Source organism: Caulobacter sp. AVps18 (genome assembly GCF_058681425.1).
In genome coordinates this window covers 4,249,980-4,273,353 of the sequence record NZ_CM178737.1, presented here as the reverse complement: position 1 = coordinate 4,273,353, position 23,374 = coordinate 4,249,980, and the positions used below count along the sequence as shown (strand labels likewise).

Below are 23,374 nucleotides of genomic sequence, written 5' to 3'. Positions count from 1 at the left end.
CAACAGGGGGCTTGCATCGGAACGCGCGGCGGCGGCAAAGGGACGTCATGAGCTCTTCCTTCGCCCCGCCCTGCGTGATCCTGAACGAACCGCAGATGGCCGAGAACATCGGCGCGGTCGCCCGCGTCATGGCCAATTTCGGCCTCTACGACCTTCGCCTGGTGCGTCCGCGCGACGGCTGGCCGCAGGAACGCGCCTGGCCCAGCGCCTCGGGTGCCACCTGGCCGCTGGACGACGCCAAGGTGTTCGACACGCTGGAAGCGGCGATCGCCGACCTGAAATTGGTGTTCGCCACCACGGCCCGTCCGCGCGAGACCCGCCTGCCGGTGCTGACCCCGCGTGAGGCCGCCGCCCAGCTGTCGGACGATGTGACCCAGGGCCGGGCGGTGGGCCTGCTGTTTGGGGGCGAGCGCGCCGGGCTGGAAACCCACGACATCGCCCTGTGCCAGGCCATTGTCAGCATCCCCATCCACGAGCGCTTCCGCTCGCTCAACCTGGCCCAGGCCGTGTCGATCAACGCCTATGAGTGGATGATGACGGTCAATGACCGGCCGTGGGTGAAGTTCGAGCAAAACGTCGAGGACCCGGCCGACCAGTCCAGTCTGCTGGGCCTGTATGGCCAGCTGGAAGACGAGCTTGAAAAGGCCGGCTTCTATCATCCGCCCGAAAAGAAGCCCTCTATGGTCAGGAACCTGCGCGTGCCCCTGGCCCGGGCCCGCCTGACCGAACAGGAGGTCCGGACGTTCCGGGGTGTGATCACGGCCCTGTCGCGCGGCCGTGGCCGGGTCCTGGCCAAGCTGGCGGCCAAGGCGATCAAGCCTGAGGCCTGATGCGGGGCGGTTGATCGATAAGGTCTGCAGGTTCGGATTGATCCACATCATGTCGCCCGTGTTCGGCCGGGCGCAGGGTCAGGGTCGTGAACCTTTGGAGTTTCGCCATGATCCCCGATGCAAAGACCCTTGTGGTGGTGGCTGACGGCCGCCGCGCCCGACTTCTGGAGCAGCCGCGCCTTGACGGCCCTCTGCACGATCGCCCGGAATGGCTTGCCGGCCTGAAGCAGCATCAGGACCGCGCGCCGCACAGCCATATCCCGCATGACGGCGACCTGCGCGACCGCGCCGAGGCCGTCTTCATCAAGGATCTGGCTCACAAGCTGGACGAGGTCGCCCGCGCCCACCCGTTCGACCAGATGATCCTGATCCTGCCGCCCCGGGCGCTGGGCAAGCTCCGCGAGGCGCTGTCGAGCAACCTTGAACGGAAGGTCACGGGGGCCGACCCGCATGAACGACTGGATGCAACCCTGATCACGCTGCAGGACGTCGTCCACGGCGCGCGCCACGCCGTGGCGGCCTGACCGCCAGGGACGAAATTTAAAGACAGGGACCGTGTCAGCAGTCTAGCCTGCGCCGCAAAACGTGTGGGAGAGAATGCTCATGAACCGTCGGAACCTGCTGGTCATGGCCGGTGCCCTGGGTCTGGCGCCGGCCGCTGCCCTTGGCCAGGGCAGCGATCCCGCGACCCTGGCGCGGGACGCCTTCCTGTTTTCCCTGCCGTGGATCGAGATGGCCACCACCCGGGCGCGCGTGTTCAAGCGCGGGGCCCGACCCAACGCCATCTATCACCGCCGCAACCTCTCCGATCACAACGATCGCAGCGTTACGACGCCGAACAACGACACCCTCTATTCGCTGGCCTGGATCGACCTGACGAAGGGGCCGGTGACCCTGACGATCCCGCCCAGCGGCAAGCGCTATGTCTCGGCGGCCATCCTCAACATGTTCACCGACAACGACGCCGTGCTGGGCACGCGGGTCAATGGCGGGGCAGGGGGCGTGTTCACGGTGGTCGGGCCGGGCCAGTCTGCGGCGGGCGACCACGTGGTGCGCGTTCTCACGCCCCATGCCTGGATCCTGATCCGGACGCTGGTCGACGGTCCCGGCGACCTAGCGGCCGCCCGCAAGGTGCAGAGCGGTTTCAAGGTCAGCGGCCCGAAGGTCGAGCGTCCCCCGGCCTATCTCGAGCGCGATGCCGAGCCCGAAGCCTATTTCGCGACGGCCCGGGCTCTGCTGGCCGCAGACCCGCCGCGCGCCGAAGACGCCGCCCTTGTGCAACGGTCGGCCGGGCTGTTGACCGAGGGGGCCTTCGATCGCGCGGCGATGGCGGCCGGGGTGGCCCAGGCCCGAGCGATTGCCAAGCTGGCCTCGGGCCGGGTCGCCTTCGTCAACGGCTGGTCCTATCCCAAGCCCAATCTGGGCTATCACGGCGTCGACTATGGCTATCGCGCCATCGTCGCCCTGCAGGGTCTGGGGGCCCTGCCGGTGGTCGAAGCCATGTACATGAAGGCCGCCGGTGACAATGACAGCGGCCTGTTCAACGGAGATGGCCTCTACCGCCTGACCCTGCCGGCGCGGTTGCCGCTGGATGGTTTCTGGTCGCTGTCGATGTACGAGGCGACACCGGACGGCCAGTACTTCTTCACGCAGAACCCGCTGGGGCGCTATGCCATCGGCGACCGCACTCCGGGCCTGAAGCGCAATGCGGACGGCACCCTGGACCTGTGGATCAGCCGCACCGATCCCGGTGGCGAGCGCAGCGCCAACTGGTTGCCGGCCCCAAGGACCGGCCCGTTCTCCATGACCCTGCGGACCTATCTGCCCCGGGCCGAACTGCTGGAGGGGCGGTTCCGCTTCGATCCGATCGTCCAAGTCTAGAGCGCGTTCCGAAAAGTGGGAACCGGTTTTCGGAATGAAACGCGCGTGAAAACAAAAGACTAGAGCGAGTGATCTGATTCCATCAGATCACAACCCGCTCTAGAGCAAAGGTCGCCATGATTGAATCATGTCGTTTGCTCTAGATTCTTGTTTTGACGCGTTATTTCGGCGGCGAACCGGTATCCACTTCGCCGACTAACGCTCTAGCGCCGGACGGCCAGTTCGGCCTCAAGGTGTTCTACCAGCAACCGGACCTTGGCCGGCAGGTGGCGCAGGTGCGGATAGACCGCCCAGACGCCCTCGTCGGCCGGTCGATGCGTTTCCAGCAGCGGCACCAAGACCCCGGCGGCGATCGGTGCGTCGACATAGAAGTTGGGCAACTGGCACAGGCCCAGCCCGGCCAGGGCGGCGTCCAGCACGGCCTGGCCGCTGTTGCAGCGCCAGCGTCCCTTGGGGCGGACCAGCACCTCGGAGCCGCCATCGCTGAACATCCAGGTCTCGCTGGCCCCGATCACGCAGGCATGGTCAGCAATCTGGGCCAGGGTCTGTGGCGCGCCGGCCCGGTCCAGATAGGCCGGCGAGGCGCAGAGGCGACGGGTGCGCGAGGCCAGCCGCTTGGCGATCAGCCGGCTGTCGCTGAGACGCCCAAACCGGATGGCCAGGTCAAAGCCGTCGCTGACCAGATCGCGGATGCCGTCGTCCAGTTCGATGTGCAGCGACAGGCGCGGATGGGCCAGGGCGAAGGCGTTGACCGCCGGGACCACATAGCGCTCGCCATAGGCCGACGAGCAGGTCATCCGCAGCTGACCCTTCAGCTCGGCCTCGTCCTCGCCGACCAGCTGCATGGCCGCGTCGCGCTCCTGGATCAGCCCGCGACAGCGGGCCAGGAACAACCGTCCCGCATCGGTCAGGCTGACCTGCCGTGTGGTGCGATACAGCAGGCGGGTGGCCAGCCGGTCTTCCAGACGGGCCACCTCGCGGCTGACGCCCGAGGTCGACAGGCCCAGACGCTGGGCGGCGCGCGAGAAGCTTTCGGCCTCGGCCACCGCCACAAACTCGTCGATCCCGTCCCATCGGCTCATGGCCGCGTGATGCGATGATTATCCCAGATCTGCAACAATGTTTTGCGCGCGACGGGATTATCGTTTGCGGGGCATGAGCGTACCAAAGGCCAGCCCCTGTTCCGGAGACACACCCGATGAAGACCCGCGCCGCCGTAGCCTTCGAAGCCAAGAAGCCGCTGGAGATCGTCGAGGTCGACCTGGAAGGCCCCAAGGCGGGCGAGGTGCTGATCGAGATCAAGGCCACCGGCGTCTGCCACACCGACGCCTATACGCTGGACGGCCTGGACTCCGAGGGCCTGTTCCCCTCGATCCTGGGCCATGAAGGCGCGGGCGTGGTGGTCGAGGTCGGCCCCGGCGTCACCAGCCTGGCGGTCGGCGACCATGTGATCCCGCTCTACACGCCCGAATGTCGCCAGTGCAAAAGCTGCCTCTCGGGCAAGACCAACCTCTGCACGGCCATCCGCGCGACCCAGGGCAAGGGGCTCATGCCGGACGGCACCAGCCGCTTCTCCTACAAGGGCCAGACCATCCACCACTATATGGGCTGCTCGACCTTCTCGAACTACACGGTCCTGCCCGAGATCGCCGTGGCCCGGATCCGCAAGGACGCGCCGTTCAAGTCGGCCTGCTACTGCGGCTGCGGCGTGACGACCGGCGTCGGCGCGGTGACCAACACCGCCAAGGTCGAGCCGGGTGCCAATGCGGTGGTGTTCGGCCTGGGCGGCATTGGCCTGAACGTCATCCAGGGCCTGAAGCTGGTCGGCGCCAACATGATCATCGGCGTTGACATCAATCCCGACCGCGAAGCCTGGGGCCGGCAGTTCGGCATGACCCACTTTGTGAACCCCAAGACCATCGACGGCGACGTGGTGGCCCATCTGGTGGCCATGACCGACGGCGGGGCCGACTACACCTTTGACGCCACCGGCAACACCACGGTCATGCGCCAGGCGCTGGAAGCCTGCCATCGGGGCTGGGGCGAGAGCATCATCATCGGCGTGGCCGAGGCGGGGAAAGAGATCTCGACCCGTCCGTTCCAGCTGGTCACCGGCCGGGTCTGGAAGGGCACCGCCTTCGGCGGCGCGCGCGGCCGCACCGACACGCCCAAGATCGTCGACTGGTACATGGACGGCAAGATCCAGATCGACCCGATGATCACCCACGTCCTGCCGCTGGAAGACATCAACAAGGCCTTCGACCTGATGCACGCCGGCGAGAGCATCCGGACGGTGGTGACGTTCTAGTGAGCGCTGCGAACGACACCGGTTATCAGTGCTGCTTCTGCTCCAGGGCCATTAGCCCTGAACAGGAGCAGTCGGCGGTTGTGCTGACCGGACAGAATTTCGCAGATTGGCGTGACGACGCTCCAGAGCCGCGAGCGCAGAGTTTTTGGGCGCATTTCCTTTGCCTACAAAGCAATTGGACCGGTTCATATCCCTGGGAAGAGGAAGGCCTCTTCGAAGAGCTCGAAGCATGACCGTCGACATCACCGCCACCCACCGCGTCCACGGCGGAACCCTGCGCTACGGCAAGCACGCCAGCGCCAGCACCGGAACGCCGATGAAGTTCACGGTGTGGACGCCAGACGGCGAGGGGCCGTTTCCCTATCTGGTCTGGCTGTCTGGCCTGACCTGCACGGAAGACAATTTCACGGTCAAGTCGGGCGTCTATGAGCACGCCGCCCGGCACGGGATCGCCATCGTCGCGCCCGACACCTCGCCGAGGGGAGACGGCGTCGCCGATGATTCGGCCTATGACCTGGGGCAGGGGGCGGGCTTCTATGTCGACGCCACGCAAGCGCCGTGGGCACCACACTTCCAGATGTATTCCTATGTGACCAAGGACCTGCTGGAGGCCGTCGACGGCACCTTCCCGCTGGACGGATCGCGCCGGGGGATCTTCGGCCACTCGATGGGCGGCCACGGGGCCCTGACCATCGCCCTGCGCAATCCTGAGCTCTTCAAGTCGGTCAGCGCCTTCTCGCCCATCGTCTCACCGCTGAACTGTCCCTGGGGCGACAAGGCCATGACCGCCTATCTGGGCGAGAACCGTAGCCTGTGGCGCGCCCACGACGCCTGCGCCCTGATCGAGGATGGAGCGGGCGAGGCCTTCGACGACATCCTGATCGACCAGGGGCTGGCCGACAATTTCCTTGAGAATCAGCTCAAGCCTGAATTGATCGAGGCCGCCGCCACGAACGCCGGTCGCAAGGTCACGGTGCGGCGGCAGCTAGGCTACGACCACAGCTACTTCTTCATCACGTCGTTTATCGGCGAGCACGTGGATTGGCACGCGCTGAAATTGTAATTCACTGACCACACCCGTTGTCGCAGACGACGAGTGTGGTAGTCTGGCATCATGGTTCCCAAGTCTTCCATCTTCGATGATGTGGACGCCGCCAGCGAAGAGGCTGCGGACGTCTCGCCTGGGCTCAAGACCTGAGGAGCGCCCGTTAGGAGCTAGAATGAACCTCTACGTCCGCTTCATCGAATGGATCTCTCACGGCGAGGGGGCTCGCGGCCAGTGGATCCGTCTTTGGATCGGCGTGGCCGGACTGTTTCTCGGGTTCTTCTACTTCGACTGGCGCGATGGCAGCATCGAAGGATTTTGGTGGTTCCCTGCGGTGCTGTCTTCGATCTTTCTGATTGTGCCGTTTTGCCTTTGGCGGGTCTGGGAGCATCGACGGCGCACACACCTTAAGCGTGAAAAGTCCGTCCGCCGAATCGACCTCGGATGAACCCTACAGTTGTGAACTTTCCGTAATTCATCCCGGGTTCAGGCAGGCGCTGCGCATCTGGCTCCAAGGTCAAGCTGACCCATTGGAGGGGAACCCACATGAAACTCGCATCGCTCGCCGCCGTCGTCGCCATCGCCCTGTCGACCAGCGCCTGCGTGATCATCGACGCCGACGATCGCCCGGACACCTCGATCAACATCACCAAGACCGACCTTGAGCCCATCTATGGGGCGACGGTCGACAAGGGCGACCTCGTTATCCGGGTCTCGTCCAACGGCTGCACCCGCAATGATGACTTCGCGGTCGAGAGCGTCCGGCGCGATGACGTCGCCAGCTTCGTCTTTACCCGCAAGCGTCCTGATCTCTGCCGCGCTCTGATCGCCGAGGGGACTGATCTGCGCTTCCCGCTGGACGCCTTTGGCGTCGAGCGCGGCGCCAAGGTGCGGGTGCGCAACCCGATCGTGCGGCCATAGGTTGTTTGTAGTAGCGGAACATGGTCTAGATTCGGGCCATGTTCCGCGAAGACCCCGACCGCTACGACGACATCATCAACCCGTTTACGCCCTGGCGGTCGGCGGTGGTGGTGTTCCTGCTGAGCGGTGCGGCGGTGCTGGGCGATGTTCTGGACCTGCCCATTATCGGACGATGGGGCCGGAGGGACGGCTTTGAACCCCTGACTCTGCTGTTCCCGGTTCTGGCCGTGGCGCTGTACCTGGTCTTCTGGACGGTCTGGCGGATCGGTCATCGGAAACAGCAGCAGAGGTCGCGGGCCCTGCGCGAAAGACTTCTCAGAGACGTCCGCCCGCCGGGTGATTGACTCCCCGTCGCCCCTCCGTCATAAACCGCGCCTTCCCGCCGCCGGCTCGCCGTGTGGCGTGGAATCATATGACGGACTGATGCGACGCCGCCGTTGAGATCGCGCCTCTACTTCTTGAGGTGCCGGCCCGGATCGAACTGAAGAGCTACACATGTCCAAGCGCCATAGCGCCAAGTACAAGATCGATCGCCGTATGGGCGAAAACCTCTGGGGCCGGCCCAAGTCGCCGGTCAACCAGCGGTCCTACGGCCCCGGCCAGCACGGCCAGCGCCGCAAGCAGAAGGTTTCCGACTTCGGTCTGCAGCTGCGCGCCAAGCAAAAGCTGAAGGGCTACTACGGCAACCTGACCGAGAAGCAATTCTCGCGCACCTACGAGGAAGCCGCCCGCCGCAAGGGCAACACCTCGGAAAACCTCATCTCGCTGCTCGAGTCGCGCCTGGACGCCATCGTCTATCGCGCCAAGTTCGTGCCGACCGTGTTCGCCGCCCGCCAGTTCGTGAACCACGGCCACGTGACCGTGAACGGCAAGCGCGTCAACATCGCCTCCTACCGCTGCAAGCCCGGTGACGTGATTGCCGTCCGCGAGCGTTCGCGCAACATGGCTCTGGTGCTGGAAGCCGTCGTCTCGGCCGAACGCGACTTCGCCGAATACATCACCGTCGACGTGAAGGGCCTGTCGGCCACCTTCGTGCGCGCTCCGGAACTGTCGGAAGTGCCGTATCCGGTGAAGATGGAACCCAACCTCGTCGTCGAATTCTACGCTTCGTAAGAACCGACTTCGATACCGATACGGAAAAGGCCCCGGAGCGATCCGGGGCCTTTTTCTTTGGTCGCTGGGCGGGCTAGAGCTTCGCAATGACATCCTTTGGTGCCCTGATCCTCACCGGCGGCGGTTCGCGCCGTATGGGCTGCGACAAGGCCGCGCTCGACTGGGGCGGGGTGCGGGCGGTTGACCGCCTGGCGGCCCTGGCGCGGGACGTGGGCGCGCACAGCGTGCTGACCGTCGGCGCAGATCTCGGCCTGTCGTGGATCGCCGATCCGCAGCCGGGCGCGGGTCCGGTGGGCGGGGTGATCGCCGGGGTCGCGGCGCTGCGGGCCCAGGGTCTGATCCGGGCGCTGGTGCTGGCGGTGGACGCCCCGACCCTCACCGCTGAGGATCTGGCCCCTCTGGTGGCCGCACCGGCCCCTGGCGCGACCTATGACGGCTTGCCGCTGCCCATGATGCTGGAGCTGTCGGCCCTACCTGCCGACGTAGAGGCCGGGTGGCCGCTGCGACGGCTGGTCGAGCGGGCAGGCCTGGCGGTGCTGCCGGTTCCGATGGAGGCCGAGGCGCGGCTGCGCGGGGCTAATACGCCCGAGGAGCGGGCGCGGCTTCTACCGCCTCAATAAACGTCCCGCCGATACCGGCCTTCATCCGTCAGCCGTTCCAGCGCCTCGGCGCCCAGGATCTCGACCAGGGCGGCATGAACCTCGCGCGACATGCCTTCCAGCGATCCGCAGACCAGGATCGCGGCGCCCTGGGCCACCCAGGCGCGCACGGTGTCGGCGGCCTCAAGCAGGCGGTGCTGGACATAGGTTCGCTGGCCCTGATCGCGGGAGAAGGCCAGGTCCAGGCGATCCAGCACGCCCGACGCCGTCCAGGCCTCGATTTCCGGACGGTGGAAATAGTCGTGCTCGGCGGTGCGTTCACCAAATACCAGCCAGTTGCGCCCCTGTCCGGCGGCGGCGCGGGCCTTGAGGTGGGCACGCAGTCCGGCCAGGCCCGTTCCAGCGCCGATCAGGATCAGCGGCACGTTCCCTTCGGGGGCGTGAAAGCTGCGATTGGTCCGCACGCGGGCGTCCAGCACCTCGCCGATTCGCGCGAAGTGGCACAGCCAGCCCGAGCCCAGGCCCGGCTTGCCGTCTGCGCGAGGCATCAGCCGCACGATCAGCTCGATCCCGCCATCGCCCGGCAGGGAGGCGATGGAGTATTCCCGGTGGGGCAGGGTGGTCAGGCGGTCGAGCACCGCGTCGCCGGGCAGTCCGGCCAGGGCGTCGAGCGCGTCCGGCGCGTGCGGCAGGCGGCGTGAGGCCAGGGCCTGCGCCGTGGCCGTGTCCAGGCCCAGACGCGCGACAAGGTCGGCGACCTCGGCGGGATCATTGCGGGGGCCGATCTCGACGATGTCGCCGGCCTGCCACGTCGCGGTTCCGTCCAGCGGTTCCAGCCGCACATGCCAGGCCTCGCCGCCGGGGCTGCCGGGGTTCAGCAGGCGACGCTCGGTCAGGATCCAGCGACCGTAGGCCGGGCGGCTCCAGTCGGGCAGGTCGGTGACACCGGTCAGGACGGCCATCTGCGACTGCCAGTGGCGCAGGGCGGCCTCGTCGCCGTCATCGACCTCGACCCGGTCGAACAACGGCGCGGCGCCCTGATGGGCCAGCCAGGCGTCGAGCGTGCGGCCAAAGGCGCAGAACTGCGAATAGCTGCTGTCACCCAGGGCCATCACGCCATAGCGCAGGGCCGACAGGTCCGGCGTCGTGCTCATCACGTCGCGGATGAAGGCGCGGGCCGGATCGGGGGCGTCGCCCTCGCCGGTGGTGCTGACCAGGAACAGGGCGCGGCCGGCGGTGGCCAGATCGCTTGCCGTCACGGTCGAGAGGTCGCGCAGGGTGACGGGTGCGCCCGCTGCGGTCAGGGCCTTGGCCGTGGCCAGGGCCAGCTCTTCGGCAAAGCCGGTCTGGCTGGCATAGGCGACCAGCACGGGCTCGCCCGATCCGCTGGCCAAGGCGGCGGCCTCGCGCCGTCCGGCGCGGCGGCGCGCGGCCTCGCGCGCGGCGATCAACCCGCTGAAGGCGATCCAGGCCAGGGCCACCCCGCCGGCCGCGATCTGGCGACGGGCTTCGGGATCAAGGGCGGAGAGGTCGATCATGCGTCCAGCATCGCCGAAAGGGCGGGCGACAGGCGCTCTTGCAGGCCTGTCGCCGATCGGCTGACGATCAGGGCGGGCAGGGCGTGGGTCGTGGCGAAGGCCAGGGCCTCCTGCGGACCCATCACGGTCAGGGCCGTTGCCCAGGCGTCGGCGTCCATGCAGGTTCTGGCCAGCACGGTGGCGCTGACGACATCGCGCATGCTGGGCGCGCCGGAGGCCGGGTCCAGGGTGTGGGCGTAGCGGCGGCCGTCATGCTCGAAGAACCGGCGGTAGTCGCCGCTGGTGGCGACCGACAGGTCGTGCAGGGCGACAAGGGTGCGCAGGGCGTCGTTGGCAGCCGGTGGACGCTCCAGCTCCACCCACCAGGGCTGACCATCAGGTTTGGCGCCCGTGCCGCGCAGTTCGCCGCCGACCTCGACGAGATAGCTGCGCACCCCGGCCCGTTCGAGCGCCGCGGCGGCCTGATCGACGCCGAAACCCTTGGCGATGCCGTTGAGGTCCAGGCGCAGGCCGCCCGGCTGGAACAGGGCGTCGCCGTCCAGGGTCAGGCGCGTCCAGCCCCCGGTCTGCAGGGCGGCGTCAACGGTCTGGCGCGGGGGCGGCTCGCCGCTGAAGGGGCGCGGCCCAAAGCCCCAGAGGTCGGTCAGGGCGCCCAGGGTCGGATCGAAGGCGCCGTTGGTGGCTTGCGCGATCTCGATGGCCCGGCGCAGCACCTTGGCCATTTCCGGGGGCAGGATTGTCCAGCTGCCGGCGGCCGACCGGTTGTAGCGCGACAGGTCCGACAGGGGCTCCCAGGCGCTCATCTGGGCCACGACCGCGTCGAGCGCACGCTGCACCTGGGCGCTCAGGCCCGGCAGGTCGGCCCCGCTATGGGCCACGAAGCGCGCCGACCAGCTTGTGCCCATGGTCTTGCCGGAGACGGCGTGAACCACCCCGCCGAGCGGCCGGGCAGGGGGCGTGGTCAGGAGGGGGACGAGGACGCGGGTCATGGGGAGGTCGCACATCAGAACCCTTCCCCCTTGATGGGGGAAGGGCAGGGTTGGGGGTGATCGGGAGCTGGCCACCTAAGCCTAGGCCGCGCCACATCCTGCGACGCCGTCACCCCCATCCCCGACCCTTCCCCCATCAAGGGGGAAGGGAGCTTCTCTTTACGGCCGCTGGGCTTCGATCACGGCGGTGTAGCTGGCCGAGACGCCGTTGCCGGCCAGGGCCGTGACGGGCGCCGGAGCCGCGCCCGGGGCACCCATGCCGCCGCCGGGAGGGCCGCCGCGGCCGGTTTCGCCCGAACGCACCGAAGCATTGACCCAGTACATGCCGGCGTCGGGCAGGGTGAACTTCACCGTGCCGTCCGGGCCGGTCTTGACCTTGATGTCGCCGGGCGTGGCCCGCCAGCGGGCGCCGCCGGGCACGAGGGTGACTTCAAGATCGGCGGCCGGCTTGCCGTCGAGCAGGAACTTGAAGGTCGCCGGCTCGGTGGCGACGATGTCGGTGGGGTGGGTCACCGGGACCAGCTCCAGGCCCTGGCCGGTCGGCTTGAAGACTTCCGTGCTGGGCTTATCGCGCGTGACGAAGGTTTCGTTGCGGCTGCTGCTCTTGATGGTCTTCAGGTCGGCGGCACCGGCGGGAACCTGCTTGGCAAAGTCCTCGGGGCTGCCGCGAAAGCGCTTGATCTCGCCGTTTTCGGTCCAGCTGGCCTGGACCGTGTTGCTGGCCGAAAAGATCTTCCAGGTGCCGGCCTGGTTCAGCTGGACGTCGAACACCGAGCGATACTGGCCGGTGGCGGTGTTCTGCAGCTTCTGGGTCGAGCCGTCGGGCGCCAGGGCGCTGACGCCGTCCAGCCGCATGGCGCGGTGGTCGGGATAGAACAGCTCGTTGGAGATGGCCGCATCGACCGTCACCCACGAGCCGTCGCCCGAAAGCACGGTGAACGAGGGCACCATCCAGGCGCGGTGGGCGCTGGCCGAAAGGGGCAGGGCCAGGGCCAGGCCAGCAGCCGCGACGGCGAGAAGGCGGGTCTTGAGGGTCATGGCTTTGTCTCTCACTTCACGGAAACGGTGACGGCGCCCAGCTCGGCCGAGCCCTTGGCGGTGGCGGGCTTGCCGGGCTTGCCCCAGGTGAACGGCACGCGGACGGCCTCGTGGCCACCCACTTCGCGCGCGGCTTCGACCACCAGGGTGTACTGGCCGGGCTTGAGGTTTTTCAGAGCGCCCTTGGTGCCGCTGAACATCATTTTCTGCGGACCCGGCGCGCGGGTGGCGCCGCTGACGCCATCGGCCGGGAACTTCATCTCGCGGCCGGCCTTGCGCCACCACTGACGCATGTCCTTGAGCCACTTGGTGCCGTGGTCTTCCTTGGAGTCGGGATCATACCAGACGGCCAGGGTGCCGGCGGCGGTGGCGTCGGGGTTCTCGATCCAGATCGAGACATAGGGCTTGTGGTACTCGGCCACGGACAGACGCGGGATCTCGACGGTGACGTTGAGATCAGCGGCCATGGCCGGAGCGCCGACGGCGGCGCCGGCGAAGGTCAGCAGGGAGATGGAACGCTTCACGGAAGACACCTCAGAGGTGGACGAAAAGGATGACGAGGATGACCGGCGCGGCCAGGCCCGCCGCGACCAGCGGCCAGGTCAGGGGCCGGGCCCGGGCGTGGAACTGCAGCAGGATCAGGCCGGTGACCGTGAAGATCACGCAGGCGCCGGCGAAGATGTCGATGAACCACGACCAGGCCACGCCGGTGTTGCGACCCTTGTGCAGGTCGTTGAGCAGGGACACCGCGCCGCGCGTGGTCTTCTCGTGCTCGACCGCGCCGGTCTCGCGGTCGATGGACAGCCACGCGTCGCCGCCGGGGCGGGCCAGGGCGACATAGACCTCTGCGTCGGACCATTCGGCCTCGCGGCCGGCGATGTCGGTCCCGACCGCCTTGTCCAGCCAGTGCTGCAGCTTCAGGGGCAGGGGGCGTTTGCCCTCGACCGGCCCCTTGGTCAGGTCGGCGATCAGGTCGGCCGGCAGGGTGGCCTTGCGGCTGACCACGACGGGCTCGGCCTCGATCTTGCCGGCGTGGTTCAGGGTGATCCCGGTGATCGCGAACAACAGCATGCCGATCAGCGACAGGGCCGCACTGATCCAGTGCCACTGGTGCAGCTGCTTGAGCCAGAAAGAGCGGCGATGCGAAGTGGTCGACACGGCGGCGGCGAAACCCTGGGGGAAGAGAACGGCTCGTCCATACTTGAGAACGAATTGCAATTACAAGTGCGAGTTCGCATTCCGATGTTGCTGAATGATTGCGGATCGCAACAGTGCGCCGTTGGCTGAGCCGCTGGCCTGAAATCAGATCACGATGTTCGGGCAACTTGGCCTCGACAATCGGCCCTCAACACAAGAAACATTCCGGCCTCTGACCGCTGGGCGCATGCCAGCGAGCCGCTTTGGGGTATTTCGTGAGAACCTTGCTCTTTTCCGTCTCGGTCCTGGCCCTGGCCTGCACCAGTGCTGTCGCCCAGACCCTGCCGCAGCCCTCGGCACCGACCCCGCCGATCGTGGCGGCGCAGGATATTCCCTATCCGGGCACACTGAAGCTGTCGGTCGATGCCACCGATCTGGAACGCAAGATCTTCGAGATCCGCCAGACCATTCCCGTGGCCAAGCCCGGCAAGTTCACGATCCTGTACCCGCAATGGGTGCCCGGCGGCCACTCGCCGCGCAATGACATCGACAAGCTGGCCGGCCTGGTGATCACCGCCAAGGGTCAGCGCCTGGCCTGGACGCGCGATCCGGTTCAGGTCTTCGCCTTCCATGTCGAGGTTCCAGAGGGCGTCTCGGAGCTGGAGCTCAGCTACCAGTTCCTGTCGCCCGTCGAGAGCCGGGTCGGTCGTCAGGTGATGACCCCCGACATGCTGAACCTGCAATGGCTGCAGATGGGCTTCTATCCGGCCGGCTACTACACGCGGCAAATCCCGGTCGAGGCCAGTGTGAAGCTGCCCGCGGGCTGGCAGTTCGCTTCGGCCCTGGAGGTCGCCGAGACTGAGGGGCAGGTCACGACCTTCAAGGTCACGCCCTTCGAGACCCTGGTCGACTCGCCGATGTTCGCGGGCCGCTACTTCAAGTCGGTCGACCTTGACCCCAACGGTCCGGCCCGGGTTCGGCTGAACATGGTGGCCGACAAGCCCGAACTGCTGGAGTTCAAGCCCGAACACATCCAGGCCCACAAGGACCTCGTGCAGCAGGCCTACAAGCTGTACGGCTCGTATCATTACGACCACTACGACTTCCTGGTCGCCCTGTCGGATCAGTTGGGCGGCATTGGCCTGGAGCACCACCGGTCCAGCGAAAACCGCGTCGCGCCCAAGTACTTCACCGACTGGGAAAAGACCTATGTCGGCCGTGACCTGCTGCCTCACGAGTTCACCCACTCGTGGAACGGCAAGTTCCGCCGCGGGGCCGACCTGTGGACCCCGACCCTGAACGAGCCGATGCGCGACAGCCTGATGTGGGTCTATGAGGGCCAGACCCAGTACTGGGGCAATGTGCTGTCGGCGCGCTCCAACCTGCACACCAAGCAGCAGAGCCTGGACTCCCTGGCCATGACGGCGGCGCTCTATGACACTCGGCGGGGCCGCGACTGGCGCAGCGTGGCCGACACCACCAACGATCCGATCATCGCCATGCGCAAGCCGCTGTCCTGGGTCAGCTACCAGCGCAGCGAGGACTACTATTCGGAAGGCCAGCTGGTCTGGCTGGACGCCGATACGCTGATCCGCGAGAAGACCGGCGGCAAGAAGTCCCTGGACGATTTCGCCAAGGCCTTCTTTGGCGTCGACAGCGGCTCCTATGTGCCGCGCACCTATACGTTCGAGGATGTGGCCGCGACGCTGAATGGCGTGGTCGCCCACGACTGGACGGGGTTCCTGAAGGTGCGCATCGAGGGCCTGTCGGAACGCGCGCCGCTGGATGGCCTGACCCGGGGCGGTTACAAGCTGATCTATACCGACACCGCGACCGACTATTTCAAGTCGGCCGAGACCCGCGGCAAGATCACCAACCTGGCCTATTCGCTGGGCCTGACGGTCGGGGCGGCGGGCGTGCTGTCGGACGTGCAATGGGGCGGCCCGGCCTTCAAGGCGGGTCTGACCCAGGGCGTGACCGTTGTGGCCGTCAATGGCGAGACCTACGACGCCGACAAACTGAAGGACGCGATCAAGGCCGCCGCCAAGCCGGAAAATCCGCTGGTTGAACTGTTGATCAAGGACGGCGACCGCTATCGCATGGTCAAGATCGACTGGCGCGGCGGACTTCGCTATCCGCGCCTGGAGCGGATCGCCGGGACGCCCGCGCGGCTGGACGACATCCTGGCGGCCCGCAAATAGGCTGGGAAATCGCGAGCCCGGGCGTTTTGTCGCAGCGCAAACGGGGCGCCTGCGGCAAAACGCGCGTCGCGCGGCCAAAAGCTTCGCCCTAGTCTCAAGGCGTTCGGGTCCCCCCACCCATGAACGCCCTCAAAGGAAGGGCCCGCTTGTCCGAGCGGGCCCTTTTCTGTTGGCGCAAGCGCCGCTCGCCCGCCTTGACGACATCACCCGTAGCGCGCGACTGATCCTGCCTGACCTGCGCCACCGCGCGGGACGCATCGGTGCAAGGGGGCGTTATGTCCAGGTTCGACCGTCGTCAGATCATGATGGGAGGCGCGGCAGCCGCGTTCTCGACCGCGCTGCCTGCCCAGGCGGCCGACGCAAAGACCCAGCTGTACACGCTGTTTGACGCCTTCTTCGATGAAGACCTGACCGACAGCCCCGTCCAGGCCACCAATCTGGGCCTGGACACCGGCGCCCACGCTGACGCCCGCTCAAAGCTGGGGGATCGCTCGATCGCCGGCTGGATCAGGGATCGCGCCAAGCCCGCCGAGCGGGTCAAGCGCCTGAAGGCCATCGACCGCAAGGCGCTCTCCGGCGACGACGCGGTGAACTACGACACCGCGATGTTCCAGTACGAAAGCCGGGCGGCGGCCGGGGTGTTCGACTTTGGCAACATCAACCAGCCCTATGTCGTCACCCAGTACTACGGGGCCTATTCGTCGACGCCGGGCTTCCTGGACACCAAGCACAAGATCGAATCGTCGGCCGATGCCGAGACCTATCTGGCCCGCATGGCGGCCTTTGCCGTCGTGCTGGACCAGGAGAGCGAGCGGTTCGCCGCTGACGCCGGCAAGGGCGTGATCCCGGCGGACTTCATGCTGGACAAGGCCATCGCCCAATTGGGCAAGTTCCGCGACCTGCCGGCCGACAGGAATGTGCTGGTGGCGTCCCTGGTCCGTCGCGCCAAGCCCTACGGCGACTATGAGGGCAGGGCGGCGGCGGTGCTGAGCGGCACGGTCCATCCGGCACTGGACCGCCAGATCGAGGTGCTGAAGGCCGCGCGCGCCAAGGCCACCCACGAGGCGGGGATCGGACGCCTGAAGGACGGCGAGGCGTTCTATGCGGCGGCGCTGAAGATCTACACCACCACCGACAAGACCCCCGACGAGGTTCACCGTTTGGGGCTGGAGGAGGGTGCCGAAATCAGCGCCAGGATGGACGCCATCCTGAAAAAGCGCGGCCTGACCCAGGGCAGCGTCGGCGCGCGCGTGGCCTCGCTGAACACCGATCCGACCCAGACCTATCCCAATAATGACGAAGGCCGCGCCCAGATGCTGGCCTACTGCAACAGGCTGATTGCCGACCTCGCGCCCAAGCTGCCGCAATGGTTCGGGGTGACACCCAAGACCCCCGTCGAGGTGCGACGCATCCCGGCCTATACCGAGGCGGGCGCGGCAGGGGGCTATTACGAACGCCCGGCCCTGGACGGCTCGCGGCCCGGAGCCTTCTACATCAACCTGCGCGACACGGCTGACCGTCCGCGCTGGTCGCTGCCGACCCTGACCTATCACGAGGCGGCACCCGGCCATCACTTCCAGCTGGCCCTGGTGGCCGAAAGCAACCTGCCGCGCCTGCGCCAGAACATGGGCTTCTCGGCCAATACCGAGGGCTGGGCGCTGTATGCCGAGCAGGTTGCCATGGAGATGGGGGTTTATGACCAGGACGAGCTGGGTCTGCTGGGTATGTATCAGGCCCGCCTGTTCCGCGCTGCCCGTTGCGTCGTCGACACCGGCATCCACACCAAGGGCTGGAGCCGCGAGAAGGCCATCGCCTACATGATGGACACCGGCGGCGAGCCGGAAGGCCGGATCACCAGCGAGGTCGAGCGTTATTGCGCCAACCCGGCCCAAGCCTGCTCGTACAAGGTGGGTCATACCGTCTGGGTCAAGGCTCGCGAGCGCGCCCAGGCCCGGCTGGGGGCCAGGTTCGATATCCGCCGGTTCCACGACGCGGGCCTGCTGGTCGGCCCCGTGCCGCTGACGGTTCTGGATCGTGTGCTCGACGCCTGGCAGGGCTGATCTGAAAAAAGAGGGCTCTCACGTAAAAACTTGCCACGAGAGCCCTTGAAACCGGTTTGGCGGGTTCCCAACTGCTTAGTCGCGGGCCGGGCCCCTCTGACGAGTGAAGCAAGCACTCGTGATGTCGGACCGCATCGGGTGTTCTCGATGTCTGGGTCCGGTTGTCCCCCTCCCCCCCCCTCGGTGCCGGAATCGATGTCGAGAACACCCATCCAGTCTGGATAGGGAAACGACCGTATGCCGCTTCTGATGTGCCCCAACTGCGATGGTTCGATGCAGGCCGTGAATCGCGCCGGCGTCGAGTTCGACATGTGCCCCAAGTGCCGGGGCGTGTGGCTGGATCGCGGTGAGCTTGAAAAGCTGATGGCGCTGGAGCGTGAGGACGCGCAGGCCTCGGCCGCGCCCCAGCCGCCGCCGCGTCAGCAAACCCAGTACCAGGCCCCGCCGCAGCCAAGCTATGCGCCGCCGCAGCATCGTTATGACGAACCGCGCCGCTACAAGGACGACGACGACCGTCACCGCTACGGCCAGCACGGTCACCACAAGAAGAAGCGCTTCGACCTGTTCGACATCTTCGACTGACAGACACGGCCATGAACCACCTCAAGACCTACATGCTGCTGGCCGGGCTGACGGCCCTGTTCATGGGGGCGGGCTTCCTGATCGGCGGCGCGACCGGCATGCTGGTCGCGCTGGTCTTTGCCCTGGGTCTGAACGCCTATTCCTACTGGAACGCCGACAAGATCGTGCTGCGTACCTATGGCGCGGTCGAGGTCGACGAGACCCACCCTGACCGGCGCATCCGCGATTATGTGATCGACGTGAAGGCCATGGCCGACCGGGCGGGCCTGCCGCGTCCGCGCATCTGCGTGATGGACAACGACCAGCCCAACGCCTTCGCCACGGGGCGTGATCCCGACCACGCCGCCGTGGCCGCCACAACCGGCCTGCTGGCCATGCTGGACCGCGACGAGATCGCCGGCGTCATGGCCCATGAGCTGGCCCACGTGAAGAACCGCGACACCCTGACCATGACGGTCACGGCCACCATCGCCGGCGCTATTTCGGCCCTGGCCAATTTTGCGTTCTTTTTCGGCGGCTCGCGCGACGAGGATCGCCCCGGCGGCATCATCGGCGCCATCGCCATCGCCATCCTGGCGCCCATCGCCGCCATGCTGGTGCAGATGGCCATCAGCCGCTCGCGCGAATATGAGGCCGACCGCGTCGGCGCCCAGATCGGTGGCGACCCCGCTGCCCTGGCCCGCGCGCTGCAGAAGATCGAGGCCTATGCCCGCGGCGGGGCGGTGAACCACGAGGCCGAGCGCAATCCGGCCACGGCCCACATGTTCATCATCAACCCGCTGAACGGCCAGGGTGCCGACAACCTGTTCTCGACCCACCCGGCCACCCACAACCGCGTCGAGGCGCTTTTGGCGCTGGGTGTGGGGCAGGGGACGCGCCGGGCGGGCGCCCGCACGGCTGTTCCGGTCAGCGCGCCGCGCCGAGTAGGTCCCTGGAGCTAGGGGCCGTCCCCGGCGTTCATAATTAACGCCGATTCACCATGTCTGGCGCCCCAGCCTTAACCACAGGCCGCCATTCTGTTCCGAAACGGGATTGGAATGGACATGGCCCAGCACGTCGAGACCCTGGTGATTGGAGCCGGCCCCGCAGGGCTGACCACCGCCTATACCCTGGCCAAGGCCGGGCGGGGTGTCACCGTGCTGGAAATGGACCCGGTCTATGTGGGCGGCATCAGCCGCACGGTGGACTACAAGGGCTTCAAGTTCGATATCGGCGGCCACCGGTTCTTCTCGAAGTCCAGGGAGGTCGTTGACCTCTGGAACGAGATCCTGCCCGACGACTTCATCGACCGGCCCCGCCTGTCGCGCATCTATTACCGCGAAAAGTTCTACGCCTATCCGCTGAAGGCCTTCGAGGCCCTGGGCAATCTGGGCGTCTGGACGGCGGCCAAGTGCATGGCCTCGTTCGGCTGGGCCAAGTTCAAGCCGATCCAGGACCCGGCCACCTTCCACCAGTGGGTGCGCAACCAGTTCGGCGAGAAACTGTTCTCGATCTTCTTCAAGACCTACACCGAAAAGGTGTGGGGCATGAGCTGCGACGAGATCTCGGCCGACTGGGCCAGCCAGCGCATCAAGGGGCTGGACCTGGGCGCGGCGATCATCGACGGCGTCAAGCGCTCGCTGGGGATCCGCGCCAGGACCGGCGAGGGCGCGCCCAAGACCCTGATCGAAAGCTTCCGTTACCCCCGCAAGGGCCCCGGCATGATGTGGGAGGCCTGCGCCGAAAAGATCACCGCCCTGGGCGGCGAGGTCCTGATGGGCCGCAAGGTCGAAGGTCTGCATTACGACAAGGTGGCTCGAATCTGGACGGTCAATGTGGCCTGCCAGGACGGGACCCGCGAGACCTTCACCGCCAGCGACGTGGTCTCCTCGGCCCCGATCCGCGAGCTGATGAGCGCGATCAGCCCCACGCCGATCAGCCTCTTCCATGCCGGCGAGCTGATGTATCGCGACTTCATCACGGTGGTCCTGATCGGCTCGCCGCAGAAGGAGCTGCCCGACAACTGGATCTATATTCACGACCCGTCGGTGAAGGTGGGCCGGGTGCAGAACTTCCGCTCGTGGTCGCCGGAAATGATCCCGGACGGCGTCTCCACCTGCCTGGGTCTCGAATACTTCTGCTTTGAGGGCGACGGCCTGTGGGTGTCGAGCGACGAGGACCTGGTGGCCCAGGCCAAGCGCGAGATCGGCAAGATCGGCCTGATGGCGCCGGAGGATGTCTATGACGCCTGCGTGGTGCGCCAGCACAAGGCCTATCCGGTCTATGACGACGCCTATGCCGAGCACATCAAGATGATCCGCATGGACCTGAAGATGCACTTCCCGGGCCTGCACCTGGTGGGCCGCAACGGCATGCACAAGTACAACAATCAGGACCACGCCATGATGACGGGCATCCTGACCGCCGAGAACATCCTGGCCGGCGAGACCGTCCACAATGTCTGGGACGTCAACGAAGACGCCGAATATGGCGAGGCTGGCGTTTCGGGCGCCCGTGAGGCCCTGCGCAGCGAGCGCGCCGTGCCACGCAAGGTCGCCGCCTGATCATGAACCGGCTGCTGGGCCTGTATCATCGCCTGCCGCTGAGCCTGCGCGAACTGCTGGCCTATGGCCTGGCCAGCGCGGCGGCCCTGTCGGTGGACGCGGCTCTGATGGTGGTTCTGATCGACCTGGGGGCGCACTATCTGGTGGCCACTGCTGTGGGCTTCTGCGCCGGCATCGCGGTGGCCTATGGTCTCAGCGTCTCGATGGTATTTCAGAACCGGGTGGTCGATGACCGGCGGCGCGAGTTCGCCGGCTTTCTGGCCATCGGCCTTGCCGGCCTGATCCTGACCCAGGTGCTGATGGCGTTCTGGGTGTCGTTGATCGGCCTTGAGCCGCCGCTGGCGAAGCTTCCGACGGCGGGACTGGTCTTTCTGTTCAATTTTTTTGTGCGACGGGGCCTGCTGTTCAGCGCGCCCGATCACCGGCCTTGAACAGGCGGAGTGCCGGGGCCGGCCAGGCCTGGTGGGCGATCCTGGCGGCCTTCAGTCTGTTTGCGCTCAGCCGCGCCTATCAGGGCGTGCGGCATGACGGGCGGCTCTATGTCGCTGACGCCCTGGCCAAGCTGGATCCTGCCGGGATCGGCCGGGATCTGATGTTCATCCACGATGGGCAGTTTGGCTTCAGCATCTACACGCCGCTGCTCAGTCGCCTGATCGCGCTGCTGGGGCTTTCGAACGCCTCTCTGCTCACGGTTGGATTGACGCTGACCCTGTGGTTTGCGGCGCTGGCCCTTCTGGTCAGCCGACTGGTGGCCGACAGAAGCCCGGGCGTGCGGTGGGCGGTTCTGGTCTTCATCGTCGTGCTGCCGCCCTATTACGGTCCCCTGAACGTCATCAGTTTTGGCGAACCCTTCGCGGTTCCCAGAGGTCTGGCCGAGGCGGCGAGCATGGCGGGCATGGCCGCGTTCCTGGTGAACCGGCGCCTCGTGGCCTTCGCGCTGCATGGGCTGGCGATGGTCTTCCATCCGATCATGGGCCTGTGCGGCCTGGCGGCGGTGTATCTGGCCCTGTGTGTCGAGGATCGCCGCTGGCTGTGGGCCGGCCTTGCGGGAGGTGTGGCGGTGCTGGCCATGGCAGTGGCCAAGCTGCCGCTGGCCGACCGCCTGCTGGTCCCGATGGACCCCGTGTGGCGCGCCCTGGTCGAGGCGCGCAGCCCGATCCTGTTCACGGCCCATTGGCCCCTGCAGACCTGGACCCGGCTGGCCGTCCAGATGGCGACCCTGGCCGTCAGTGTCAGCCTGCTGACGGGCAAGGCCCGATCACTGGCCGTCGGTGCCCTTTTGGCCGGCGCGCTGGGCGTGATTGTTCTGGCTGTCCTGGGCGACGGCGCGTCCCTGCTGCTGGTGCTTCAGGTCCAGACCTGGCGGATGCTGGAGCCGATGGCCCTGCTGGCGGCGGGCAGTCTGGCCCTGGCGGTGGTCGAGCTGCCAAGGCGCGGTGCCTGGGGGATGATCGCGCTTGCCGCGCTGGTTAGCGGCTGGCTGTTTATGGAGCGCGGTGTTGTCGGTCTGGGCGTCGCGGCGGTCGTCGCGGCCTATCTGGCGCTTGCCCCCCGGATCAACTGGAGCCGCCCGCTGGTGATCACGCGTGTCGCAATCGCGGTGATCCTCGTTGCGGTTGGGCTTTGTCTGCTCACGCGCAGTTTTGCCCTCCACACGGCCATGAGCGGCTTGCCGCCGGCCTGGCCGTTTAGTCTGGGCCTGGTCTGGAATAGCGGTTTGCCCGGTGTCGTCGTGGCCTTGACGGTCGGCGTCTGGCTGGCGCGAGGCTTGGCTTCGCCTCGGCCGGCCGTGCTGGTCACGCTGAGCCTGGCCCTGGCGGTGCTGGCGGCGGGGCTGTGGGATGATCGCTCCGCCTATGTGAAGTTTCGCGACAGGGGCGGGGACCCGGCTTTGCGCGCCCTGATGGCCTCACGTCCGGGCGAGGTGCTCTGGCTGGCCGGAGACATGGAGCCGTGGGTTCTGGCGGGACGCCCCAGCTGGGCCAGCAAGATGCAGGGCGCCGGCGTCGTCTTCTCGCGACCCCTGGCGGTGTCGCTGAAGGACCGCGTCGACCGCCTTGGGCAGACCGGCCTGATCGGGCGGGACTGGCTCGAGCCTCAGACGATGGCCGATTCGCGTCCGGCCAGGCCCAGCTGGGCCAGAATCGAGGGGTTTTGCGAATATGCCGACGCCCCGGCCTGGATCGTCTGGCCCAGGACCGACCCGGCGCCGATGGATCCGGCCCTCAAGGCGCGGGAATGGACCCCTGGCGCGCCCTACGCCCTTGAGCTGGTCGGACCCCAGGGAACCGGCTGGCTGACGGCGCAGCGCTACGCCGTGATTCCCTGCGCAGGAGGCTGAAGCGCCGGGCTGTCCGGCGTCTTCAAGCCTTTGACGCAAGTAGAACTTTGGCCGCCTTGCTGGCCAGATGCACGAGCAGATCGAGCACTCCGATCAGGGCGACAAGTGCGAAAAGTCCTGATGTGACGATGATGAACAACGACGTCATGACAGCTCTCCCCATCTAGTCCTGGAAGGCCCGGGAGACATCTTAGTTCCCGTCTGATAGTGCTCTGTTTTCCCCTTTTTCGACACTTTCTGTTGACAAC

General features: G+C 66.9%; 24 protein-coding genes. 17 read left to right on the top strand and 7 right to left on the bottom strand.

Features of this window, described 5'->3' with window-relative positions:
• The first annotated feature begins 47 nt into the window (after positions 1-47).
• From ACW179_RS19470 to ACW179_RS19460, 3 genes are all read left to right on the top strand, one after another.
• Entirely contained in the window at positions 48-830 is a 783-nt protein-coding gene (locus ACW179_RS19470) for an RNA methyltransferase (protein ID WP_492061191.1), read from the top strand.
• Between the two features lie 107 nt (positions 831-937).
• Positions 938-1,354, top strand: a complete 417-nt coding sequence (locus ACW179_RS19465; RefSeq protein WP_492061188.1) for a host attachment protein — start codon at positions 938-940, stop codon at positions 1,352-1,354.
• Positions 1,355-1,433: 79 nt separating this feature from the next.
• A complete protein-coding gene (locus ACW179_RS19460; protein ID WP_492061186.1) occupies positions 1,434-2,711 on the top strand; it encodes a DUF1254 domain-containing protein in 1,278 nt (425 codons plus the stop codon).
• Positions 2,712-2,914: 203 nt separating this feature from the next.
• On the opposite strand, the gene ACW179_RS19455 is transcribed toward ACW179_RS19460, so the two are convergent.
• On the bottom strand, positions 2,915-3,793 hold the full coding sequence (locus ACW179_RS19455; RefSeq protein ID WP_492061185.1) for a LysR family transcriptional regulator: 879 nt from the start codon (positions 3,791-3,793) through the stop codon (positions 2,915-2,917).
• A gap of 116 nt (positions 3,794-3,909) precedes the next feature.
• Between ACW179_RS19455 and ACW179_RS19450 the strand changes: the two genes are divergently transcribed.
• From ACW179_RS19450 to mobA, 7 genes are all read left to right on the top strand, one after another.
• Positions 3,910-5,019, top strand: a complete 1,110-nt coding sequence (locus tag ACW179_RS19450; protein ID WP_492061183.1) for an S-(hydroxymethyl)glutathione dehydrogenase/class III alcohol dehydrogenase — start codon at positions 3,910-3,912, stop codon at positions 5,017-5,019.
• Between the two features lie 229 nt (positions 5,020-5,248).
• Positions 5,249-6,082 carry an S-formylglutathione hydrolase gene (fghA, locus tag ACW179_RS19445; protein ID WP_492061182.1) on the top strand — a complete coding sequence of 278 codons (834 nt, stop codon included), beginning with the start codon at positions 5,249-5,251 and terminating at the stop codon, positions 6,080-6,082.
• A 157-nt stretch (positions 6,083-6,239) separates the two neighbouring features.
• A complete protein-coding gene (locus ACW179_RS19440; protein WP_492061180.1) occupies positions 6,240-6,512 on the top strand; it encodes a hypothetical protein in 273 nt (90 codons plus the stop codon).
• A gap of 98 nt (positions 6,513-6,610) precedes the next feature.
• Positions 6,611-6,985 carry a hypothetical protein gene (locus tag ACW179_RS19435; protein ID WP_492061178.1) on the top strand — a complete coding sequence of 125 codons (375 nt, stop codon included), beginning with the start codon at positions 6,611-6,613 and terminating at the stop codon, positions 6,983-6,985.
• Between the two features lie 38 nt (positions 6,986-7,023).
• Positions 7,024-7,329, top strand: coding sequence for a hypothetical protein (locus ACW179_RS19430; protein WP_492061176.1), 306 nt, complete (start codon positions 7,024-7,026; stop codon positions 7,327-7,329).
• A 151-nt stretch (positions 7,330-7,480) separates the two neighbouring features.
• On the top strand, positions 7,481-8,098 hold the full coding sequence (gene rpsD / locus ACW179_RS19425) for a 30S ribosomal protein S4 (RefSeq protein ID WP_492061174.1): 618 nt from the start codon (positions 7,481-7,483) through the stop codon (positions 8,096-8,098).
• Between the two features lie 86 nt (positions 8,099-8,184).
• Complete coding sequence (gene mobA / locus ACW179_RS19420) at positions 8,185-8,718, top strand: molybdenum cofactor guanylyltransferase (protein ID WP_492061172.1); 534 nt, start codon at positions 8,185-8,187, stop codon at positions 8,716-8,718.
• Here the strand turns inward: mobA and ACW179_RS19415 are convergent.
• The 5 genes from ACW179_RS19415 to ACW179_RS19395 all read right to left on the bottom strand — a co-directional run bounded on the left by ACW179_RS19415 (position 8,712) and on the right by ACW179_RS19395 (position 13,420).
• Entirely contained in the window at positions 8,712-10,235 is a 1,524-nt protein-coding gene (locus ACW179_RS19415; RefSeq protein WP_492061170.1) for a sulfite reductase subunit alpha, read from the bottom strand. The two genes, mobA and ACW179_RS19415, sit on opposite strands and share 7 nt — an antisense overlap.
• Positions 10,232-11,224 (bottom strand): FAD:protein FMN transferase, encoded by a 993-nt coding sequence (locus ACW179_RS19410; RefSeq protein ID WP_492061168.1) that lies wholly within the window; start codon positions 11,222-11,224, stop codon positions 10,232-10,234. Before ACW179_RS19410 ends, ACW179_RS19415 begins: the two co-directional genes overlap by 4 nt.
• A gap of 159 nt (positions 11,225-11,383) precedes the next feature.
• Complete coding sequence (locus tag ACW179_RS19405; protein WP_492061166.1) at positions 11,384-12,262, bottom strand: DUF4198 domain-containing protein; 879 nt, start codon at positions 12,260-12,262, stop codon at positions 11,384-11,386.
• Positions 12,263-12,273: 11 nt separating this feature from the next.
• Complete coding sequence (locus ACW179_RS19400; RefSeq protein WP_492061164.1) at positions 12,274-12,786, bottom strand: DUF2271 domain-containing protein; 513 nt, start codon at positions 12,784-12,786, stop codon at positions 12,274-12,276.
• 10 nt (positions 12,787-12,796) lie between these two features.
• A complete protein-coding gene (locus ACW179_RS19395; RefSeq protein WP_492061162.1) occupies positions 12,797-13,420 on the bottom strand; it encodes a PepSY-associated TM helix domain-containing protein in 624 nt (207 codons plus the stop codon).
• A 242-nt stretch (positions 13,421-13,662) separates the two neighbouring features.
• Here ACW179_RS19395 and ACW179_RS19390 point away from each other — a divergent pair, with 242 nt between their 5' ends.
• The 7 genes from ACW179_RS19390 to ACW179_RS19360 all read left to right on the top strand — a co-directional run bounded on the left by ACW179_RS19390 (position 13,663) and on the right by ACW179_RS19360 (position 23,126).
• Complete coding sequence (locus ACW179_RS19390) at positions 13,663-15,600, top strand: M61 family metallopeptidase (RefSeq protein WP_492061160.1); 1,938 nt, start codon at positions 13,663-13,665, stop codon at positions 15,598-15,600.
• Between the two features lie 275 nt (positions 15,601-15,875).
• Positions 15,876-17,660, top strand: a complete 1,785-nt coding sequence (locus ACW179_RS19385; RefSeq protein WP_492061159.1) for a DUF885 domain-containing protein — start codon at positions 15,876-15,878, stop codon at positions 17,658-17,660.
• A gap of 237 nt (positions 17,661-17,897) precedes the next feature.
• A complete protein-coding gene (locus tag ACW179_RS19380) occupies positions 17,898-18,242 on the top strand; it encodes a TFIIB-type zinc ribbon-containing protein (protein WP_492061157.1) in 345 nt (114 codons plus the stop codon).
• Positions 18,243-18,253: 11 nt separating this feature from the next.
• Positions 18,254-19,183, top strand: a complete 930-nt coding sequence (gene htpX / locus ACW179_RS19375; RefSeq protein ID WP_492061155.1) for a zinc metalloprotease HtpX — start codon at positions 18,254-18,256, stop codon at positions 19,181-19,183.
• A 102-nt stretch (positions 19,184-19,285) separates the two neighbouring features.
• Positions 19,286-20,785, top strand: coding sequence for an NAD(P)/FAD-dependent oxidoreductase (locus ACW179_RS19370; protein ID WP_492061153.1), 1,500 nt, complete (start codon positions 19,286-19,288; stop codon positions 20,783-20,785).
• 2 nt (positions 20,786-20,787) lie between these two features.
• On the top strand, positions 20,788-21,216 hold the full coding sequence (locus ACW179_RS19365; protein WP_492061151.1) for a GtrA family protein: 429 nt from the start codon (positions 20,788-20,790) through the stop codon (positions 21,214-21,216).
• Positions 21,213-23,126 (top strand): hypothetical protein, encoded by a 1,914-nt coding sequence (locus ACW179_RS19360; protein ID WP_492061149.1) that lies wholly within the window; start codon positions 21,213-21,215, stop codon positions 23,124-23,126. Before ACW179_RS19365 ends, ACW179_RS19360 begins: the two co-directional genes overlap by 4 nt.
• Before the next feature lie 22 nt (positions 23,127-23,148).
• On the opposite strand, the gene ACW179_RS19355 is transcribed toward ACW179_RS19360, so the two are convergent.
• Entirely contained in the window at positions 23,149-23,274 is a 126-nt protein-coding gene (locus tag ACW179_RS19355) for a hypothetical protein (protein WP_492061147.1), read from the bottom strand.
• Positions 23,275-23,374: the final 100 nt, after the last annotated feature.

Coding starts and splice junctions, on each gene's coding strand:
- ACW179_RS19410 (WP_492061168.1), bottom strand. CDS start 11,224: ATGACCCGCGTCCTCGTCCCCCTCCTGACCACGCCCCCTGCCCGGCCG.
- ACW179_RS19430 (WP_492061176.1), top strand. CDS start 7,024: ATGTTCCGCGAAGACCCCGACCGCTACGACGACATCATCAACCCGTTT.
- ACW179_RS19435 (WP_492061178.1), top strand. CDS start 6,611: ATGAAACTCGCATCGCTCGCCGCCGTCGTCGCCATCGCCCTGTCGACC.
- ACW179_RS19465 (WP_492061188.1), top strand. CDS start 938: ATGATCCCCGATGCAAAGACCCTTGTGGTGGTGGCTGACGGCCGCCGC.
- mobA (WP_492061172.1), top strand. CDS start 8,185: ATGACATCCTTTGGTGCCCTGATCCTCACCGGCGGCGGTTCGCGCCGT.
- htpX (WP_492061155.1), top strand. CDS start 18,254: ATGAACCACCTCAAGACCTACATGCTGCTGGCCGGGCTGACGGCCCTG.
- ACW179_RS19380 (WP_492061157.1), top strand. CDS start 17,898: ATGCCGCTTCTGATGTGCCCCAACTGCGATGGTTCGATGCAGGCCGTG.
- ACW179_RS19365 (WP_492061151.1), top strand. CDS start 20,788: ATGAACCGGCTGCTGGGCCTGTATCATCGCCTGCCGCTGAGCCTGCGC.
- ACW179_RS19355 (WP_492061147.1), bottom strand. CDS start 23,274: ATGACGTCGTTGTTCATCATCGTCACATCAGGACTTTTCGCACTTGTC.
- ACW179_RS19440 (WP_492061180.1), top strand. CDS start 6,240: ATGAACCTCTACGTCCGCTTCATCGAATGGATCTCTCACGGCGAGGGG.
- ACW179_RS19470 (WP_492061191.1), top strand. CDS start 48: ATGAGCTCTTCCTTCGCCCCGCCCTGCGTGATCCTGAACGAACCGCAG.
- rpsD (WP_492061174.1), top strand. CDS start 7,481: ATGTCCAAGCGCCATAGCGCCAAGTACAAGATCGATCGCCGTATGGGC.
- ACW179_RS19415 (WP_492061170.1), bottom strand. CDS start 10,235: ATGATCGACCTCTCCGCCCTTGATCCCGAAGCCCGTCGCCAGATCGCG.
- ACW179_RS19460 (WP_492061186.1), top strand. CDS start 1,434: ATGAACCGTCGGAACCTGCTGGTCATGGCCGGTGCCCTGGGTCTGGCG.
- ACW179_RS19450 (WP_492061183.1), top strand. CDS start 3,910: ATGAAGACCCGCGCCGCCGTAGCCTTCGAAGCCAAGAAGCCGCTGGAG.
- ACW179_RS19455 (WP_492061185.1), bottom strand. CDS start 3,793: ATGAGCCGATGGGACGGGATCGACGAGTTTGTGGCGGTGGCCGAGGCC.
- ACW179_RS19370 (WP_492061153.1), top strand. CDS start 19,286: ATGGCCCAGCACGTCGAGACCCTGGTGATTGGAGCCGGCCCCGCAGGG.
- ACW179_RS19405 (WP_492061166.1), bottom strand. CDS start 12,262: ATGACCCTCAAGACCCGCCTTCTCGCCGTCGCGGCTGCTGGCCTGGCC.
- fghA (WP_492061182.1), top strand. CDS start 5,249: ATGACCGTCGACATCACCGCCACCCACCGCGTCCACGGCGGAACCCTG.
- ACW179_RS19385 (WP_492061159.1), top strand. CDS start 15,876: ATGTCCAGGTTCGACCGTCGTCAGATCATGATGGGAGGCGCGGCAGCC.